The organism is Blastococcus sp. SYSU DS0533 (assembly GCF_054050775.1).
In genome coordinates, this window is sequence record NZ_JBJGZZ010000008.1 from 45,511 (window position 1) to 62,089 (window position 16,579).

General features: G+C 74.1%; 13 protein-coding genes. 7 read left to right on the forward strand and 6 right to left on the reverse strand.

From position 1 onward, the window contains the following. Window positions 1-30: 30 nt before the first annotated feature. Both mmuM and ACI79W_RS11580 read left to right on the forward strand, forming a co-directional pair. On the forward strand, window positions 31-927 hold the full coding sequence (gene mmuM / locus ACI79W_RS11575; RefSeq protein ID WP_456562229.1) for a homocysteine S-methyltransferase: 897 nt from the start codon (window positions 31-33) through the stop codon (window positions 925-927). 69 nt (window positions 928-996) lie between these two features. Beyond that, window positions 997-1,512: a putative immunity protein gene (locus ACI79W_RS11580; RefSeq protein ID WP_456562230.1), complete on the forward strand. Its 516-nt coding sequence runs from the start codon at window positions 997-999 to the stop codon at window positions 1,510-1,512. Between the two features lie 105 nt (window positions 1,513-1,617). Here ACI79W_RS11580 and ACI79W_RS11585 read toward each other — a convergent pair whose 3' ends face one another. Beyond that, window positions 1,618-2,475: a glucose 1-dehydrogenase gene (locus ACI79W_RS11585; protein WP_456562231.1), complete on the reverse strand. Its 858-nt coding sequence runs from the start codon at window positions 2,473-2,475 to the stop codon at window positions 1,618-1,620. 515 nt (window positions 2,476-2,990) lie between these two features. Here ACI79W_RS11585 and ACI79W_RS11590 point away from each other — a divergent pair. The 4 genes from ACI79W_RS11590 to ACI79W_RS11605 all read left to right on the forward strand — a co-directional run bounded on the left by ACI79W_RS11590 (window position 2,991) and on the right by ACI79W_RS11605 (window position 7,668). Continuing rightward, window positions 2,991-5,540, forward strand: a complete 2,550-nt coding sequence (locus ACI79W_RS11590) for a DEAD/DEAH box helicase (protein WP_456562232.1) — start codon at window positions 2,991-2,993, stop codon at window positions 5,538-5,540. 114 nt (window positions 5,541-5,654) lie between these two features. Further along, window positions 5,655-6,044 carry a universal stress protein gene (locus ACI79W_RS11595; RefSeq protein WP_456562233.1) on the forward strand — a complete coding sequence of 130 codons (390 nt, stop codon included), beginning with the start codon at window positions 5,655-5,657 and terminating at the stop codon, window positions 6,042-6,044. 83 nt (window positions 6,045-6,127) lie between these two features. After that, a complete protein-coding gene (locus tag ACI79W_RS11600) occupies window positions 6,128-6,907 on the forward strand; it encodes a sulfite exporter TauE/SafE family protein (protein ID WP_456562234.1) in 780 nt (259 codons plus the stop codon). Further along, window positions 6,904-7,668 carry a sulfite exporter TauE/SafE family protein gene (locus ACI79W_RS11605; RefSeq protein WP_456562235.1) on the forward strand — a complete coding sequence of 255 codons (765 nt, stop codon included), beginning with the start codon at window positions 6,904-6,906 and terminating at the stop codon, window positions 7,666-7,668. Before ACI79W_RS11600 ends, ACI79W_RS11605 begins: the two co-directional genes overlap by 4 nt. Before the next feature lie 54 nt (window positions 7,669-7,722). Here the strand turns inward: ACI79W_RS11605 and ACI79W_RS11610 are convergent, their stop codons facing one another. The 4 genes from ACI79W_RS11610 to ACI79W_RS11625 form a co-directional block, all read right to left on the reverse strand. Further along, window positions 7,723-8,304: a hypothetical protein gene (locus ACI79W_RS11610; RefSeq protein WP_456562236.1), complete on the reverse strand. Its 582-nt coding sequence runs from the start codon at window positions 8,302-8,304 to the stop codon at window positions 7,723-7,725. A 152-nt stretch (window positions 8,305-8,456) separates the two neighbouring features. Further along, window positions 8,457-10,124 (reverse strand): alpha-amylase family protein, encoded by a 1,668-nt coding sequence (locus ACI79W_RS11615; RefSeq protein WP_456562237.1) that lies wholly within the window; start codon window positions 10,122-10,124, stop codon window positions 8,457-8,459. Further along, window positions 10,121-11,164: a TIGR03885 family FMN-dependent LLM class oxidoreductase gene (locus tag ACI79W_RS11620; protein WP_456562238.1), complete on the reverse strand. Its 1,044-nt coding sequence runs from the start codon at window positions 11,162-11,164 to the stop codon at window positions 10,121-10,123. Before ACI79W_RS11620 ends, ACI79W_RS11615 begins: the two co-directional genes overlap by 4 nt. A gap of 51 nt (window positions 11,165-11,215) precedes the next feature. Then, window positions 11,216-11,848 carry a LysE family translocator gene (locus tag ACI79W_RS11625; protein ID WP_456562239.1) on the reverse strand — a complete coding sequence of 211 codons (633 nt, stop codon included), beginning with the start codon at window positions 11,846-11,848 and terminating at the stop codon, window positions 11,216-11,218. Between the two features lie 85 nt (window positions 11,849-11,933). Here ACI79W_RS11625 and malQ point away from each other — a divergent pair, with 85 nt between their 5' ends. After that, a complete protein-coding gene (gene malQ, locus ACI79W_RS11630) occupies window positions 11,934-13,763 on the forward strand; it encodes a 4-alpha-glucanotransferase (RefSeq protein ID WP_456562240.1) in 1,830 nt (609 codons plus the stop codon). Window positions 13,764-13,831: 68 nt separating this feature from the next. Here the strand turns inward: malQ and ACI79W_RS11635 are convergent, their stop codons facing one another. Further along, window positions 13,832-16,465 carry an ExeM/NucH family extracellular endonuclease gene (locus ACI79W_RS11635; RefSeq protein WP_456562241.1) on the reverse strand — a complete coding sequence of 878 codons (2,634 nt, stop codon included), beginning with the start codon at window positions 16,463-16,465 and terminating at the stop codon, window positions 13,832-13,834. Window positions 16,466-16,579 lie beyond the last annotated feature (114 nt).

Sequence of the window (16,579 nt, forward strand, 5' to 3'; positions counted from 1 at the left end):
TTGCGCAGGTACCGCGGGAGGATGGTGTCCATGCCCGATCTCGCCGACGCGCTCGCCGCCGGAACGGTCCTGCTGGACGGCGGCCTGTCCACCGAGCTCGAGGCGCGGGGGCACGACGTCTCCTCCGCGCTGTGGTCGGCCCGCCTCCTCCGGGACGCCCCGGGAGCGGTGGTGGCCGCCCATGCCGCCTTCGCCGGGGCCGGTGCCCGGGTCGCGACGACGGCGAGCTACCAGGCGACGGTCGAGGGGTTCGCCGCCGCGGGGGTGGGCGCGGCCGAGGCCCGGCGGCTGATCGCGTCGTCGGTCGCGCTGGCCCGCGAGGGGCAGGGCGAGGGCTGGGTCGCGGGCTCGGTCGGCCCCTACGGCGCGATGCTGGCCGACGGCTCCGAGTACACCGGGTCCTACGCCGGCCGGGTCGGCGTCACCGCGCTGCGCGCCTTCCACCGGCCGCGCATGGAGCTGCTCGCGGAGGCCGGGGCAGACGTGCTCGCCTGCGAGACGGTGCCCGCCGCGGCCGAGGCCGAGGCGCTGCTGCTGGAGGCGCAGGCGCTGGGCGTGCCGGTCTGGCTCTCGCTCACCACGGTGGTGGACGGGCAGGGCGTCGTCCGGACCCGGCGTGGTGAGCGCGCCGCCGACGTCTTCGCCATGGCCGAGGGCGTCGACGAGGTCGTGGCGGTCGGCGTGAACTGCACAGCGCCCGACGCCGTCCTCCCGGCCGTCCGGGCGGCCGCCGCCGCCGGCCGGCCCGTCGTCGCCTACCCGAACAGCGGGGAGACGTGGGACGCCGTCGCACGTGGGTGGACGGGCAGCCCGGGGATCGCCCCGGGCGCCGTCCCTGGTTGGGTGGCGTCCGGCGCACGGCTGGTCGGTGGCTGCTGCCGGGTGCGGCCGGAGCACCTCGCCGACCTCGCCCGCGCGCTGGCCTGATCGACGCGTCCGCCGCCGCGGGCGCGGAACCGGGTCCGCGGCGTGGGGCGGGTGGTAGAGGTTGGCACCGTGATCCTGCCCGAGGTCCGGGACCCGCGATTGGTGACCATCCGCCGCGGCGGGACCCTCGCCGATTCCGATCACCACCTCCTCGCGCTGTGGGCGGCCGCGTGCGCGGAACACGTCCTCCCGCTCTTCGCGTCCGTGCGTCCCGAGGACGACCGGCCCCGGGCGGCGATCGAGGCCGCCCGCGCCTGGACCCGCGGGGAGCTGACGATGATGCGGGCCCGTGCCGCCGGCGGCCACGCGATGGCCGCGGCACGGGCCCTGTGCGGGGCAGCGCGGCACGCCGCCTACGCCGCCGGGCAGGCCGGCGCGGTGGCGCACGTCGCGGCGCACGAGCTGGGCGCCGCCGCCTACGCGATCAAGGCGGTGCGTGCGGCGGCGCCCGACAGCGTCAGCGAGGCCGCGGGGCTGGCCGAGTGCCGGTGGCAGCGGGACCAGCTCCCCGAGGCGATCCGCGCCCTCGTCCTCGACGACCAGCGCCTGCGCAACCGGATCTGCTGGTCGGTCTTCGACTGCTGAGCGGGCGCTCCACGACCAGCGGACCTCTTCGTGCAGCGTTCTCCCTCACGGTGGGCGGTGAGGGAGGACGCTCCATGATCAGGAAAGCTGATCCTTGGTCGGCGGTCAGAGGATGGGCTTGCCGCCGGTGACGGCGATGCGGGCCCCGGAGACGTAGGACGCCTCGTCGCTGGCCAGGAGCACGTAGACCGGCGCGAGCTCGGCCGGTTGGCCCGGGCGGCCCATCGGCACCTGCTGGCCGAAGCTCTCCACCTTCTCCTCCGGCATGGTCGCCGGGATGAGCGGCGTCCACACCGGCCCGGGGGCGACGCTGTTGGCCCGGATGCCCTTCTCCGCCAGCATCTGGGCCAGCGACGCGGTGAAGTTGGCGATGCCGGCCTTGGTCATCGCGTAGGCGATCAGGTTCGGGCTGGGGTTGTCGCTGTTCACCGACGACGAGTTGATGATCGACGCCCCCGACCGCATGTGCGGCAGCGCGTCCTTGGTCAAGGTGAACATGGCCGAGAGGTTCGTCGCGACGGTGTGGTCCCACTCCTCGTCGGAGATCTCCTCCAGCGAGTCGTGGCTCATCTGGAACGCGGCGTTGTTGACCAGCACGTCGACCCGGCCGAACTCGTCCACCGCCTTGGGGATGATCGTCTTGCAGTGCGCCCGGTCGGAGATGTCCCCCGGCACGAGCACGCACTTCCGGCCGGCCTGCTCGACGTACCTGGCGGTGTCCTGGGCGTCCTCGTGCTCGTCCAGATAGCTGATGAGGACGTCGGCACCCTCGCGGGCGAAGGCGATGGCGACGGCGCGGCCGATGCCGCTGTCCCCGCCGGTGATCACGGCGACCTTGCCGGTCAGCCTCCCGGAGCCCTGGTAGCTCTCCTCGCCGTGGTCGGGCTTCGGCGTCATCTCGCCGAGCGTGCCCGGCGTGCTCTGCTGCTGGGCGGGCTGGGAGTCGGGGCGGGGTTCGGACACGGGCGTCCACCTTCCTGGTCGGGAGCGCTCGGCACCGGGCGCTGGGCTCACGCCTCCGCGGTGCTGCGGCGCGGGCGACCTACCCGCCGTCCGGCGCCCGGAACCCCGGTCACGCGCCCACCGGCCCACAGCAGCGCACGACCCGGGCGGGAGGAGAGGCGCACGCCGGCGTGCACCCCTCCTCCCGCCCGGGTCGGGAGGGTCCTGCTCTGCTAGGCGGCGCGCGCCACCGGGCTGTGGGAGGCCGCGGCGCCGAGCGGCACCCACCGCATCTCGAGCCGCCGCCGGCCCGCCTGGTCGGTCACAACGGTCCACCGGCATTCCGGGCAGAAACGTTCACGCATGGTCTCAGCCACCTTCCGTTCACCTGTTGTTCACCTTGCTCTCCGGTTGGGGCGCATGTCACACCCCTCAGGAGGTCTCGTTACCGGATCGTTATCGTCTGCCGGACTCGGCGACCGGGAGGGGCCTGGGTCCGGGGAAGCAGGAGCCGGTCGGGCACGCTGTTCCTCCTGATGACGACGACCGCCGCCCCTCCCCTGCTCGAGGACCCCGCCGACCTCACCGCCCTGCGCGCGACCGGTGGCGATCCCGACGCGCTGTTCGCCGCCTTCTCCGCCTGGGCCGAGGCCGGCGGCACCGCGCTCTACCCGGCGCAGGAGGAGGCGCTGATCGAGCTGGTCAGCGGCGCCAACGTCGTCCTCGCCACCCCGACCGGCTCGGGGAAGTCGCTGGTCGCAACCGGAGCGCAGTACGCGGCCCTCGCCGCCGGCCGGCGCAGCTACTACACCGCCCCCATCAAGGCGCTGGTCAGCGAGAAGTTCTTCGCCCTCTGCGGTGTCTTCGGCGCGCAGAACGTCGGCATGCTCACCGGTGACGCCGCGGTCAACCGGGACGCCCCGATCATCGCCTGCACCGCCGAGGTGCTGGCCAACATCGCGCTGCGCGAGGGTCCGGAGGCCGACATCGGGCTCGTCGTCATGGACGAGTTCCACTTCTACGGCGACCCCGACCGCGGCTGGGCCTGGCAGGTGCCGCTGCTCGAGCTGCCGCGGGCCCAGTTCCTCCTGATGAGCGCCACGCTCGGCGACGTCACCTCCCTGCGCGAGGACCTGACCCGCCGCACCGGGCGGCCCACCGCGCTGGTCGCCAACGCCGTCCGGCCCGTCCCCCTGCACCACTACTACGCGACGACGCCGATGCACGAGACGATCCAGGAGCTCCTGGACACCCGGCAGGCGCCGGTCTACGTCGTCCACTTCACCCAGGCGTCGGCGCTGGAACGCGCCCAGGCGCTGATGAGCGTCAACGTGTGCAGCAAGGAGGAGAAGGCCGCGATCGCCGACATGATCGGCGGGTTCCGGTTCTCCTCCTCGTTCGGGACGACGCTGTCGCGGCTGGTCCGCCACGGCATCGGCGTGCACCACGCCGGCATGCTGCCCAAGTACCGGCGGTTGGTGGAGCAGCTGGCCCAGGCGGGGCTGCTCAAGGTCATCTGCGGCACCGACACCCTCGGCGTGGGCATCAACGTGCCCATCCGCACCGTCGTCTTCTCCGCGCTCTCCAAGTACGACGGCACCCGGACCCGGCTGCTGCAGGTCCGCGAGTTCCACCAGATCGCCGGCCGGGCGGGCCGCGCCGGGTACGACACCGCCGGCACCGTCGTCGTCCAGGCCCCCGAGCACGAGGTGGAGAACCTCAAGCAGTTCGCCAAGGTCGCCGACGACCCGAAGAAGCGGCGCAAGCTGGTGCGCAAGAAGGTGCCCGAGGGCATGGTGCCGTGGAGCGAGGCGACCATGACCCGGCTGGTCGAGGGCGAGCCGGAGAAGCTGACCAGCCACATGCGGGTGACGACGGCGATGGTGCTCGACGTCGTCGACCGGCCGGGCGACCCGTTCGCGGCGATGCGCCGGCTGCTCACCGACAACCACGAGCCGCGCAAGAGGCAGCTCAAGCTGATCCGTGAGGCGATCGGCATCGCCCGGTCGCTGCTGCAGGCCGGCGTGCTGGAGCGGCTGCCGGAGCCCGAGCCCGACGGCCGCCGCTACGACCTGACGCTGGACCTCCCGCCGGACTTCGCGCTCAACCAGCCGCTGTCCACCTTCGCGCTGGCCGCCATCGACCTGCTGGACCCGGGGTCGGAGACCTACGCGCTCGACGTCGTCAGCGTCATCGAGGCCACCCTCGACGACCCCCGGCAGATCCTCGCCGCCCAGCTGAACAAGGCCAAGGGCGAGGCGGTCGCGCAGATGAAGGCCGAGGGCATCGAGTACGACGAGCGGATGGAGCTGCTCGAGGAGATCAGCTACCCCAAGCCGCTGGAGGAGCTGCTCGGGCACGCCTACGAGGTCTACCGGCAGAGCAACCCGTGGGCCGCGGACGCGCAGCTGTCGCCGAAGTCGGTCGTCCGCGAGATGTGGGAGCGGGCGTTCACGTTCCGCGAGCTGGTCAACACCTACGGGCTCACCCGGGCCGAGGGCGCGGTGCTGCGCTACCTCTCCGACGCGTTCAAGGCCCTGCGCTCCGGCGTGCCCGCGGCGGCGCGCACCGAGGAGGTCACCGACCTGGTCGAGTGGCTCGGCGAACTGGTGCGCCAGGTCGACTCCAGCCTGCTCGACGAGTGGGAGCAGCTCACCAACCCCGAGGAGGGCGCGGTGGCCGAGGTCGCCGTCCCGGCCCGGCCCCGGCCGCTCACCGGCAACGAGCGGGCGTTCACCGCGATGGTGCGCAACGCGCTGTTCCGCCGCGTCGAGCTGTGGGCCCGCCGCCGCTGGTACGACCTGGGCGAGCTCGACCAGGGTTCCGGCTGGGACGCCGACCGGTGGGGCGAGGTGGTGCAGGCCTACTTCGCCGAGCACGACGAGGTGCGCACCGGCGGCGACGCCCGCGGCCCGGCGCTGCTGATCTGGGACAAGTCGGAGCCGGGGATCTGGCGGGTGCGGCAGATCGTCGACGACCCCGCGGGCGACCACGACTGGGGCTTCGACGTCGAGGTGGACCTCGAGGCCTCCGACGAGGAAGGCGCCGCGGTGATCCGCCTCGTCGAGGCCGGCCGCAGGGACTGAGCAGCGCCGGCCGCAGCCCCGCCCCGCGGAGCTGACCCGCCCGCGCCGGTTTTCGCGGAGCTGATCGCGGGGACACTGCTCGAGGTGTCCCGACCGTCCCGCCAAGGAGCCCGTATGACCGTCCTCGTCGGATTCGTCCCCACCCCGGAGGCCCGCGCGGCCCTCGACGCAGGCATCGCCGAGGCCGCCCGCCGCGGCGAGGGGCTGCTGGTGCTGAACTCCTCGCGCGGGGGCGCCCCGGTCAGCGTGGAGGTCGCCGACGAGGACACCCTCCGTGACATCAGCGCCCGGGCCGAGCGCGCGGGCGTCGCCGTGGAGGTGCGGCAGGTCACGCGCGAGGGCGAGGTGGCCGACGAGGTGCTGCGCGTGGCGCGGGAGGTCGATGCCTCGGTGATCGTGATCGGGCTGCGCAAGCGGTCCCCCGTCGGCAAGCTGCTCATGGGCAGCAGCGCCCAGCGGATCCTGCTGGACGCCGACCGACCGGTCCTGGCCGTCAAGCCCTGAGGTCCACCCCGGTGTGACCGGATCGACGGCCCCCGCGCGAGCGGGGGCCGTCCCGGACGTGCCAGTCTCGTCGGGATGGACGCATGACGGGCGCGGAGATGGTGGCGGTGGCCGCCGCCGGTTTCGCCGCCGGCGGGATCAACGCCGTCGTCGGCTCGGGGACGCTGGTCTCGTTCCCCGTGCTGCTCGGCGTCGGCCTGCCGCCGGTGCCGGCGACGATCAGCAACTCTCTGGGGCTGGTCGGCGGCAACCTGACCGGCGCGATCGGCTACCGGCGCGAGCTGCGCGGCCAGGGACGGCTGCTGCTCGGGCTGATCCCGGCGTCCGTCCTGGGGGGCCTGACCGGCGCCTTCCTGCTGCTGCACCTGCCCGCGGCGGCCTTCGAGGCGGTGGTGCCGGTGCTGATCGCCGTCGCCGTCGTCCTCGTCGCGGTGCACCCGCTGGTCAAGCGCCGGATCGCCCGGCAGTACCCCGAGGGCGCGCCGGAGCTGCGCATCGGCCCGGGGCGACGGGCCGCTCTCTTCGGCACCGCCTACCTGACCGGGACCTACGGCGGCTACTTCGCGGCCAGCCAGGGCGTCATCCAGATCGGGCTGTTCGGGCTCCTGCTGCGCGAGCCGCTGCAACGGCTGAACGCCCTGAAGAACGTGCTGACCCTGACGGTGAACGGCGTGGCGGCCGGCGCCTACGTCGTCGTCGCGACCGACCGGGTTGTCTGGTCGGCGGCGGCCCTGCTGGCCGCCGGTTCGCTCGTCGGCGGGTACGTCAGCTCCCGCTACGGCCGGCGGCTGCCCGAGCCGCTGCTCCGGACGGCGATCGTCGTGCTGGGCCTGGTCGCGATCGGGGTGCTGCTCAGCGGATGACCGTGCCCGAGTTCCTCTTCCTCCTCGCCGCCGGCGTGGGAGCCGGGCTGACCGGCAGCATCGCCGGGCTCGCCTCGCTGGTGAGCTACCCCGCGCTGCTGGCCACCGGGCTGCCGCCGGTCACCGCCAACGTCACCAACACCGTGGCCCTGGTGCTCAACGCGGTCGGCTCGGTGAGCGCCTCGCGGCCGGAGCTCCGCGGCCAGGGTCGCCGGCTGCGACCGCTGCTGCTCGCGGCGGTGGCCGGCGGGCTCACCGGGGCGGTGCTGCTGCTCCTCACGCCCCCGGATGCCTTCGAGCGGATCGTGCCGTGGCTGATCGCCGGTGCGTCGCTGGCCATCCTCGTGCAGCGGCCACCCCGTGAGCTGGCGGCCGAAGGCGCGCAGCACGCGCCGGTCCGGGACCCGCGCTGGCTGGCGCTGGGCACGTTCGCGGTGACCGTCTACGGGGGCTACTTCGGCGCGGCCGCGGGCGTCCTCCTGCTGGCCCTGTACCTGCTCACCACCGGGGAGGGCCTGCCGCGGGGCAATGCCCTGAAGAACGTCGTCCTCGGCGTGGCCAACGGTGTGGCCGCCCTGGGCTTCGCCCTCTTGGCCGACGTCGCGTGGGCGGCCGCGCTGCCGCTGGCGATGGGCTTCTTCCTCGGCGGACGGCTCGGCCCCCGCGTCGTGCGCCGGGCACCGCAGACCGCCCTGCGCACCGTCATCGGCCTCGCCGGGCTGGGGCTCGCCGTGCACCTGGGCGTCCAGGCCTACCTCTGAGCGCCGCGCCGGCCGTGGTCGGGGAACGCCGACCACGGCCGGGCACGCGACCGCTCAGCGGGCGACGTAGGCGGACAGGAACAGCACGAACGCGCTGACCAGCAGCAGCAGCCGCGCGGGCGTCAGCCCGTTCACCAGCCCCGCTGTCGCCTCCACCCACTGCGGGCGCACCCCCGCGTCCCGGGACCGCTGGCGCACGATCCGCACCTCGTCGGCGAGCAGGACGCCGGCGGCGCCGAGCAGCCCGAGGCCGAGGACGGCGAACACCAGCGCCAGGCGGTCGGCGAAGGTGTCCGCCGACCCCGCCAGCAGCAGGACGGCGACCAGCCCGAGGAACAGGCCGAGCAGGCCGCCGGCCACCGGCGCCCAGGGACCCATCACCGTCATCGGGCCGCGCCGCGGCTTGCGGGGCGCCGGGCGCACGCCCACCGGGGCGGTGGCGTGCCCGGCGGGGGGCGCGTCGCCTCCCGGCACCGGGGTCGGCTCGGGCAGGGGCGGCACCGGTGCGGCCCCCGGAGCCCCGCCGGGGGTCACCCCGCTCGGCGTGGCCCCGCTGGGGGTCGCCCCGCCGGACGGGGCTCCGGCGCCGTCGGGACCGGGCGCGGGCAGGGACATGGTCTGGTCGCGTTCGCTCATCGCACTCACCTCACCGGCCACGCTAGGCACAGCCACCCCCCGCACGCCGCAGGACACCCCGCGCGGCCGGCGTGGCTCATCCCTCACGGCCCCGGGTGGCCGAGTCGCAGGTCAGCGGGTGACCGGCCGCGCGCAGGCAGCCACCGCCGCGCCTAGAGCAGGCGGCGGCTGCCCGGGCGCACCACCCGGAGCCAGCGGTGGCCGTAGCCCTCGAGCGCCAGCTCCACCGCGCCGTCCTCGCCGACCGTCGCCGCCCCCGCCTCGAGCAGGTCGTGCAGGCCCGCGCCGGCGCAGTCGGGCAGCCGCAGCGGCACCGTGCAGGGTTCGGCCCCGAGGTTGTGGACGGCGACCAGCGCCGCGTCGTCCCAGGTGCAGCGGTGCGCGAGCACCGCTGCGTGCGGCTGCTCGAGCACCTCGAAGCCGCCCCAACCGAGCTCCGGGGACTCCCGGTACCGGCGGACCAGCAGCTTGATGAAGGACAGCAGCGAGTCCGGGTCGCGCCGCTGGTCGGCGACGTTGACGAACTCGGGTGAGAAGCCCCCGGTGACCACCGGCCCCGGCAGCTGGTCGGCGTCAGCGGTGGAGAAGCCACCGTTGACCGAGCCGTCCCACTGCATCGGCGTCCGCACCGCCAGCCGGCCGTCGGCGGAGAGCTCCTCCCCCATGCCGATCTCCTCCCCGTAGAAGAGCACCGGGGTGCCGGGCAGGGAGAACATCAGGCTGTAGACCAAGCGGACGCGGCGCGGGTCGCCGGCGAGCATCGGCGGCAGGCGGCGGCGGAGCCCCCGGCCGTACACCTGCATCCGCTCCTCCGGCCCGAAGGCGGCGAAGACCTCCTGCCGCTCGTCGTCCGAGAGCTTGTCGAGCGTGAGCTCGTCGTGGTTGCGCACGAAGGTGGCCCACTGCGAGTCGGGGTTGATCCCCGGCCGGCTCTGCAGCGCGGAGGTCAGCGCCCCGGCGTCGCAACGGGCCAGCGACAGGTACATCGCCTGCATGCCGACGAAGTCGAACTGCATGGTCAGCTCGTCACCGTCGGGGCCGCCGAAGAACTGGACCTGCTGCTCGTACGGCAGGTTGACCTCGCCGAGCAGCACGGCCGTGCCGCTCCGCCGGCTGAGGAACTGGCGCAGCGAGCGCATGTACTGGTGCGGCTCGGGCAGCCGCTCGTCGTCGCTGCGCTGGGTCTCGAGGAAGAACGGCACCGCGTCCACCCGGAAGCCCGACAGCCCGAGCTGCAGCCAGAAGCCCATGATCTTGGCGACCTCGTCGCGGACCGCGGGGTTGGTGACGTCGAGGTCGGGCTGCTCCTTGTAGAAGCGGTGCAGGTACCACTCCCCCGTCTCGTCGGTGCGCGTCCAGATGCTGTCCTCCTGGTCGGGGAAGACCACCTGGTCGCTGGTGTCCGGCGGCTCGTCCGCGCGCCACACGTAGAAGTCGCGGTACGGGGCGTCGGTGGCGGCGCGCGCGGACTCGAACCAGGGGTGGTGGACCGAGGTGTGGTTCACCACCAGGTCGGCGATCACGCGGATGCCCCGGTCGTTCGCCGTCCGGATCACCTCCACGAGGTCACCGAGGCTGCCCAGCCGCGGGTCGACGGAGTAGAAGTCGGTGATGTCGTAGCCGTCGTCGCGCTCGCAGGTCGGGTAGAAGGGCATCAGCCACAGGCACGTGACGCCGAGGTCGGCCAGGTGGTCCAGGCGCTGGGCCAGGCCCGCGAAGTCGCCGACGCCGTCGCCGTTCCAGTCCAGGTAGGTCTCGACGTCGAGGCAGTAGACGACGGCGGTCTTCCACCACAGGTCGCTGGTGTCGGTGATCCTCACCGGGCCGGCACCGGTTCGACGTGCGGACGGCGGTTCACCGCCGGCCCGGGCGGGTCGATGGCGGCCACCGGTCCCGGGCGCTCCAGGTCGAACTGGGTGAGCACCCGCTCGCCGAACGCGTCCAGGAACGGCCGCTGCTCCTTGCCCACGTGGTGGAGGTACACCTGGTCGAAGCCGAGCTCCAGGTACTCGGCGATCCAGGCCGCGTGCTGCCCCAGGTCGGCGGAGATCCGGACGGGGCCGTGCATGTCCTCCGGCGCCACGTGTGCACTGGCCTGCTCGAACGCCTCCGGGCTGTCGAGGTCCCAGCACAGCGGCGGTGGGAAGACGTTGCTGCGCCACTGGTCGTGGGCGATCGCCAGCGCCCGGTCGGGGTCGGGATCCCAGGACACGTGCACCTGGATGACGAGGTCGCCCTGGCCGCCGGCGTCCCGGTAGGCGGCGACCATCTCGCGCAGCTTCTCGTGCGGCTGGTTGATGGTGACCAGCCCGTCGGCCCAGTCGGCGTGCCGGCGGGCGGTGTCCACGCTCACCGCCGGGCCGATGAGCGCCGGCTGCACCTCGGGGAGCGTGTAGATGGCGGCGCGGTCCACCGTGACCAGGCCGTCGTGGGAGACCTCCTCCCCGGCGAGCAGCCGGCGGATCACGTCGACGCACTCGCGCAGCCGGGCGTCGCGGACCTCCTTGCGCGGCCACGTGCCCCCGGTGACGTGCTCGTTCATCGCCTCGCCGCTGCCGAGCGCCACCCAGAACCGCCCCGGGAACATCGCACCCAGGGTCGCGACCGCCTGGGCGACGATCACCGGGTGGTAGCGCTGGCCGGGCGCGTTCACGGCACCGAAGGGCAGCGACGTCGTCGCCATCGCCGCGCCGAGCCACGACCAGGCGAACCCCGACTCGTCCTGCCGGGGGTTCCAGGGGGTCAGGTGGTCGGAGCACATCGCGGCGGTGAAGCCGACCTCCTCGGCGTGCCGGACGGCGTCCAGCAGCGCGGCGGGGTGGACCTGCTCGTGGGAGTTGTGGAACCCGATCACCGGCATGGGCCATGCCTACCGGGGTGGGCCCCGCCCGGCCAGATGAGCGTGCGCCGGTCAGCGTCCGGAGGCCGCCAACCGGACGCCGAAGCCGACCAGGACCGTGCCGGTCACCGCGTCGATCGCCCGCACCGTGCGCGGCCGCCGAAGCCAACGCCCCAGGGCCGACGCCAGGCCGATCAGCAGGGCGAACCACGCGACCGAGAGCACCGCGTGGACGCCCGCCAACAGCAACCCACTCGCCAGCGGGTCCCTCCCGGTGGGCAGGAACTGGGGCAGCAGCGCCGCGTAGAAGACTGCGACCTTCGGGTTGAGGAGGTTGGTCGTCAGCCCTACCCGCGCCGCCCGCCGGGCCGAGGAACCGCCTCGCACGGCGCTGCCGGCCGGCTCCGGCCGGGCCCGCGGAGCCCGCACGAGGAGCCGGACGCCGAACCACACCAGGTAGGCAGCACCGGCGAGACGCAGCACGTCGTACGCCACATGTGAGGCGGTCAGCAGGGTGGAGACGCCGACGGCTGCGGCGGCGCCCCAGGCGAACAGCCCGGCCACGATCCCCGCGGCGGTGGCGGCCGCCTCCCGGCGACCGCGCGTGAGCGCCGCGCGCAGCACCAGCGCGGTGTCCAGCCCCGGTGTCACGGTGAGGACCGCCGCGACGACGGCGAAGGCGAGGACGGCCGAGCCCAGGGTCACGTGGCCATCCTCCCGTGCCGGCGCCGAGAGGAACGCCACCCCGGCCCGCCCTGCGCGCCGGGGCCCGCGCGGCGAGGATCGCGGGGTGACGACGAAGCCGACGACCGACGACTGGGGCATCGATGCCAGCTGGCTCGACGCGCTGGACGAGGAACACCAGGTAGCCCGCGAGACGATCGAGAAGCTGCGCGCCGTCATCGGCGAACCGCCGGCGGACCTGGAGGAGCGCGCGCCGATCGTCGCCCGCCCCGGGGACGCGCTGGAGGTGGACGAGGCCGACGTCGTCTGCGAGGACGGCGAGGTGCGGCACGTCGACGGCGAGCTGCCGCCGGACTTCCCGCTCGGCTACCACTGGCTGCAGGCGCCCGAGGGCCCGCGCCGGCGCCTGATCGTCTCGCCGGGGCGGTGCTGGCTGCCCGAGGACCGCGCCTGGGGCTGGGCGGTGCAGCTGTACGCCGCCCGGGGCCGGGACAGCTGGGGCATCGGCGACCTCGGCGACCTGCGCACCCTGCGGCAGATGGCCGCCGATCAGGGCGCCGGCTTCCTGCTGATCAACCCGCTGCACGCGGTGGCGCCGCTGCCCACGCAGGAGGCCAGCCCCTACCTGCCGGCGACCCGCCGCTTCCGCAACCCGCTCTACCTGCGGGTCGACGAGGTCCCCGGCGCCGACGCCGTCGACCTCGAGGCCGAGGCCGGGCGCGCGCTCTCCGAGGGGGCGCTCATCGACCGGGACGCCGTCTGGGCCCGCAAGCGCGAGGTGCTCATGCGCATCTTCTTCGCCCACGGCGGCGGTGAGGCCTTCACCCGCTGGCGGGAGGAGCAGGGCCGCACGCTGCAGGAGTGGGCGACGTGGGCGGCGATCACCGAGGAGCACGGGGCCGACTGGCACACCTGGCCCGCCGAGCTGCGCCGCCCCGACGCACCCGCCGTCGCCGAGTACGCCGAACGGCACGGCGCCGTGGTGGCGTTCCACGCCTGGCTGCAGTGGGCGCTGGAGCTGCAGCTCACCGCCGCGACCGCGGGGATGACCGTCATCCAGGACCTGCCGATCGGCTTCGCCGGCGGCGGCGCGGACGCCTGGGTCTGGCAGGAGGTGCTGGCCGACGGCGTGAGCGTCGGGGCGCCCCCGGACGCGTTCAACTCGGCCGGTCAGGACTGGGGCTCCCCGCCGCTGATCCCCTGGCGGCTGCGCGACGCCGACTACGAGCCGTTCGTCCAGTCCATCCGGGCCACGATGGCCGGCGCGGGCGGCCTGCGGATCGACCACGTGATGGGGCTGTTCCGGCTGTGGTGGGTCCCGGCCGGGGGCAGCGCGGCCGACGGCGCCTACGTGCGCTACCCGGCGGAGGACCTGCTCAACATCGTCGCGCTGGAGAGCCACCGCGCCGGTGCCCTCGTCGTCGGGGAGGACCTCGGAACCGTCGAGGAGGGCGTCCGCGAGGCGATGGCCGAGCACGGCGTGCTCTCCTACCGGCTGCTGTGGTTCGAGGACGACGAGCCCGCGGAGTGGCCGGCCGAGGCGATGGCCGCGATCACCACGCACGACCTGCCGACGGTGGCGGGCCTGTGGACCGAGGCCGACGTCGACGAACAGCGGGAGCACGGCACCGGCACCGACGAGGAGCTCGAGCGCGGTCGGGACTCGCTGCTGGCGCACCTGCCAGGGCTCTCCGACGACGCCACCGTCGAGCAGGCGGTGGAGCAGGCGCACGCCCTGCTGGCGACGGCGCCGTCGCTGCTGCTGTCGGCGACGCTGGACGACGCCGTCGGGGAGCAGCGCCGGCCGAACATGCCGGGCGCCGATGACCGGCCCAACTGGTCGCTGCCGCTGCCGGTGCTGGTCGAGGACCTGCCGGCACACCCGCTGCTGCAGACGGTGGCGCGCACCCTCGCCGAGGGCCTCGCCACCGACTGACCCGGGGACGCAACCGGCGCGGCACCTCGCAGAGGTGCCGCGCCGGCGCGCGTCAGGAGCCGATCAGGTCAGGACTCGACGCCGTCCTGCTCCTCGGAGCCGGAGCCCCGGCCCTGGTCGAGCCGGTCCGCCCCAGGGCCGCCGACGACGACGTCGGCACCGTTGTCGCCGGCCAGCTCGTCCGCGCCGAAGCCGCCGGACAGCACGTCCTCCCCGTTGCCACCGGCGAGGCGGTCGTCGCCGGCGCCGCCGCAGATGACGTCCTCACCGTTGAGCCCGGCGAGGACGTCGTCCCCGCCGAGGCCCATGATCACGTCGGCCTGGTTGGTGCCCGGCAGGACGTCGTCCCCGTCGGTCCCCACGACCGTCGGGACCAGGCCCTGGCAGCGCTCGGCCAGGTCGATGCCGAGCACCAGCGGGTCGTGGTCGCTGGAGCGGTACGGGTCCGCCGCGTAGAGCGCCGGGTCGCCGTAGTACTGGTAGGCGAAGGACTCCACGGCGTTGATGTTCCAGTGCGTGACGTCGGTGACCTTCGCCGTCAGCTCCGCGGTGGCCAGCGCGTGGTCCAGCGAGCCCGACATGTCGTCGAAGACGTAGCTGTAGGAGCCCTCGTCGAAGCGCAGCCCCAGGTCGGTCCACCCGGCGTCCTCGAGGAGCTGGATCGGGTCCTCCTGGGTGTAGGCGTTGAGGTCGCCCATGAGGACGACGTCCCGGTCGCCGGTGGACTCCTGCAGCTCGGCGGCGAACTGCGCCAGCGACGCCGCCTGCCGGACCCGGTCGCCGTTCCAGGCGCCCTGGCCGTCACCGGAGTCCACGTTGTCGCCGGTCGGCTCGCCGGGGCTCTTGGACTTGAAGTGGTTGGCCACGACGGTGAACGTGTCGCCGTCCTTGACGAAGGTCTGCGCCAGCGGCTCGCGGGCGTTGTCCCAGACCTCCTCGTCGACGAGGCCCACCGGCTCGCCGAGCGGGAGCACGACGTCGTCCTGGTAGATGATCCCGTTGCGGATGACATCGCGGTCGACGGAGTAGAGCTCGTCGGGCAGCGGGACGAAGCCCCACTTGTCGTACCCGGCGGCCGCGTTCAGCCGGCTCACCAGGTCGGCCAGCGCCGTGTCCGCGTCGCCGGGCGTGAAGCCGGTGGAGTCGGTGTCCTCGATCTCCATGAGGGTGACCACCTCGGCCCCGAGGGCCTCGATGGCCGGCACGATCTTTCCGGCCTGCCTCTCCAGCTGTGCCGCGTCGCGCGCACCGCGCCCTTCGCCGCCGAAGGTGAGGAAGTAGTTCAGCACGTTGAACGCGCCGAGCTGGATGTCCCCGCCGACCGCCTGGGGCGCCGTCGGCCGGGTGTTCTGCGGGGCGAAGACGCCGTCGGCGGTGCCGTCGGCCGGCTGCAGCCGCCACTGGTCGAACCCGTAGCCGAGGACGAGCGGCTCGGTGAACTCCAGCTCGTCACCGACCCGGACGGGTGTCTCCGGGGAGAGGTACGGGCGGGTGGTCGGGCTCACCCGGGCGCTCACGCCGTCGTCGAGCACGATCCGGCGCAGCGTGTTCTCCACCGCGACCGCGTCGGCCTCGGCGGTGCCGGGCCGGGCGAGCTCGGTCGGCTGCACCAGCAGGCCGCCCTCGGAGAGGGTGAGCTCGCCGAACGAGGTGAGGTCGAAGACCTCGCTGACGGTCAGGGTGTCGACGGGCGCCACGAGCATGCCCTCGAGCCGCTCGCGCTCCTCGTCGCCGGCCGGGAGGTCGAGCGGGGTGGCGTCGGGCAGGTCGCCCGCCGCGCCCTCGGCGCAGACCGCGGCGTCCTCGCGGGAGCTGATCTGGGTCTGGCCGAAGTACTCCTGCGCCTGGCCGGTGACGGCGACGGTGTCGCCGAGGTCGACCGCGACGTCGCTGAACACGAAGATGCCGTCGGACGTCGCTGCGTCGCCGTCGCCGTCGGCGTCCTGCAGGTGGAACCCGTCGAGCCCCTCCAGGTCGCCGACGACGACGCCGCGGACGGTGACCTGCTGCCCGGCGAGCGGGGTCCCGGCGCCCGGGCCCTGGACCGCCCCGATCTCGTGCGTCGGCGTCGTCGCGCAGACGTCGACCGGCTCGTCGGGCTCCGGGTCCGTGGCGCCACCGCCATTGACCGCGCCCGGGGTGGCCGACGCCGGCCAGGACCACACGAGAGCGTCGGTGCCGGCGTCGTAGGCCCGCGACAGCGACTGGCCGGCCGGCGTCGAGTTCCCCTCCGACACGCCGATGTCGGTGCTCGTCAGGCCCGCAGCCGGGCCGCCGACGGCGGTCAGCGTCCCCTCGTAGGAGAGGAACTCGAGCACGTCGCCGTCCGCGTCGACGAGAGCGAGGCCGTCGGACCCGCCGTTCTGGATACCGTCGGTCGGGTAGTCGAGGACGACCACCGCCGGCGCATCGGCGGGCGCGGTGACCACGGGAAGGGCGTCGGTGTCGTACACCGCGCTGTTGTTGCCGTTGTAGAGCACGACCGAGAGACCGGCGGAGGACGTGCCGGCGGGCAAGTGCACCTCGACGAACTCGCCGGTGTCGGTGCCTGCGTTGTCGTAGTGGATCTCGGAGATGAACGGGGTGGTCGGTGGCGCCGCCTGGGCGAAGGCGGGCAGACCCACCACGGCCACGGAGGCGGCGAGGGTGCCGAGGGCGGTACGGCGCGCGAGGACGCGCGGACCGCCGATGGGTACGAGCACGGAGGGGTCCTTCCGGACGGACGGTGAGACGCGGGAACGGTAAGCCGGTCGGGTGACGATCTGCACCACGGAAGGTGACGGCCAGGTGACGGACCGGTCCCTATGGGATGTGTC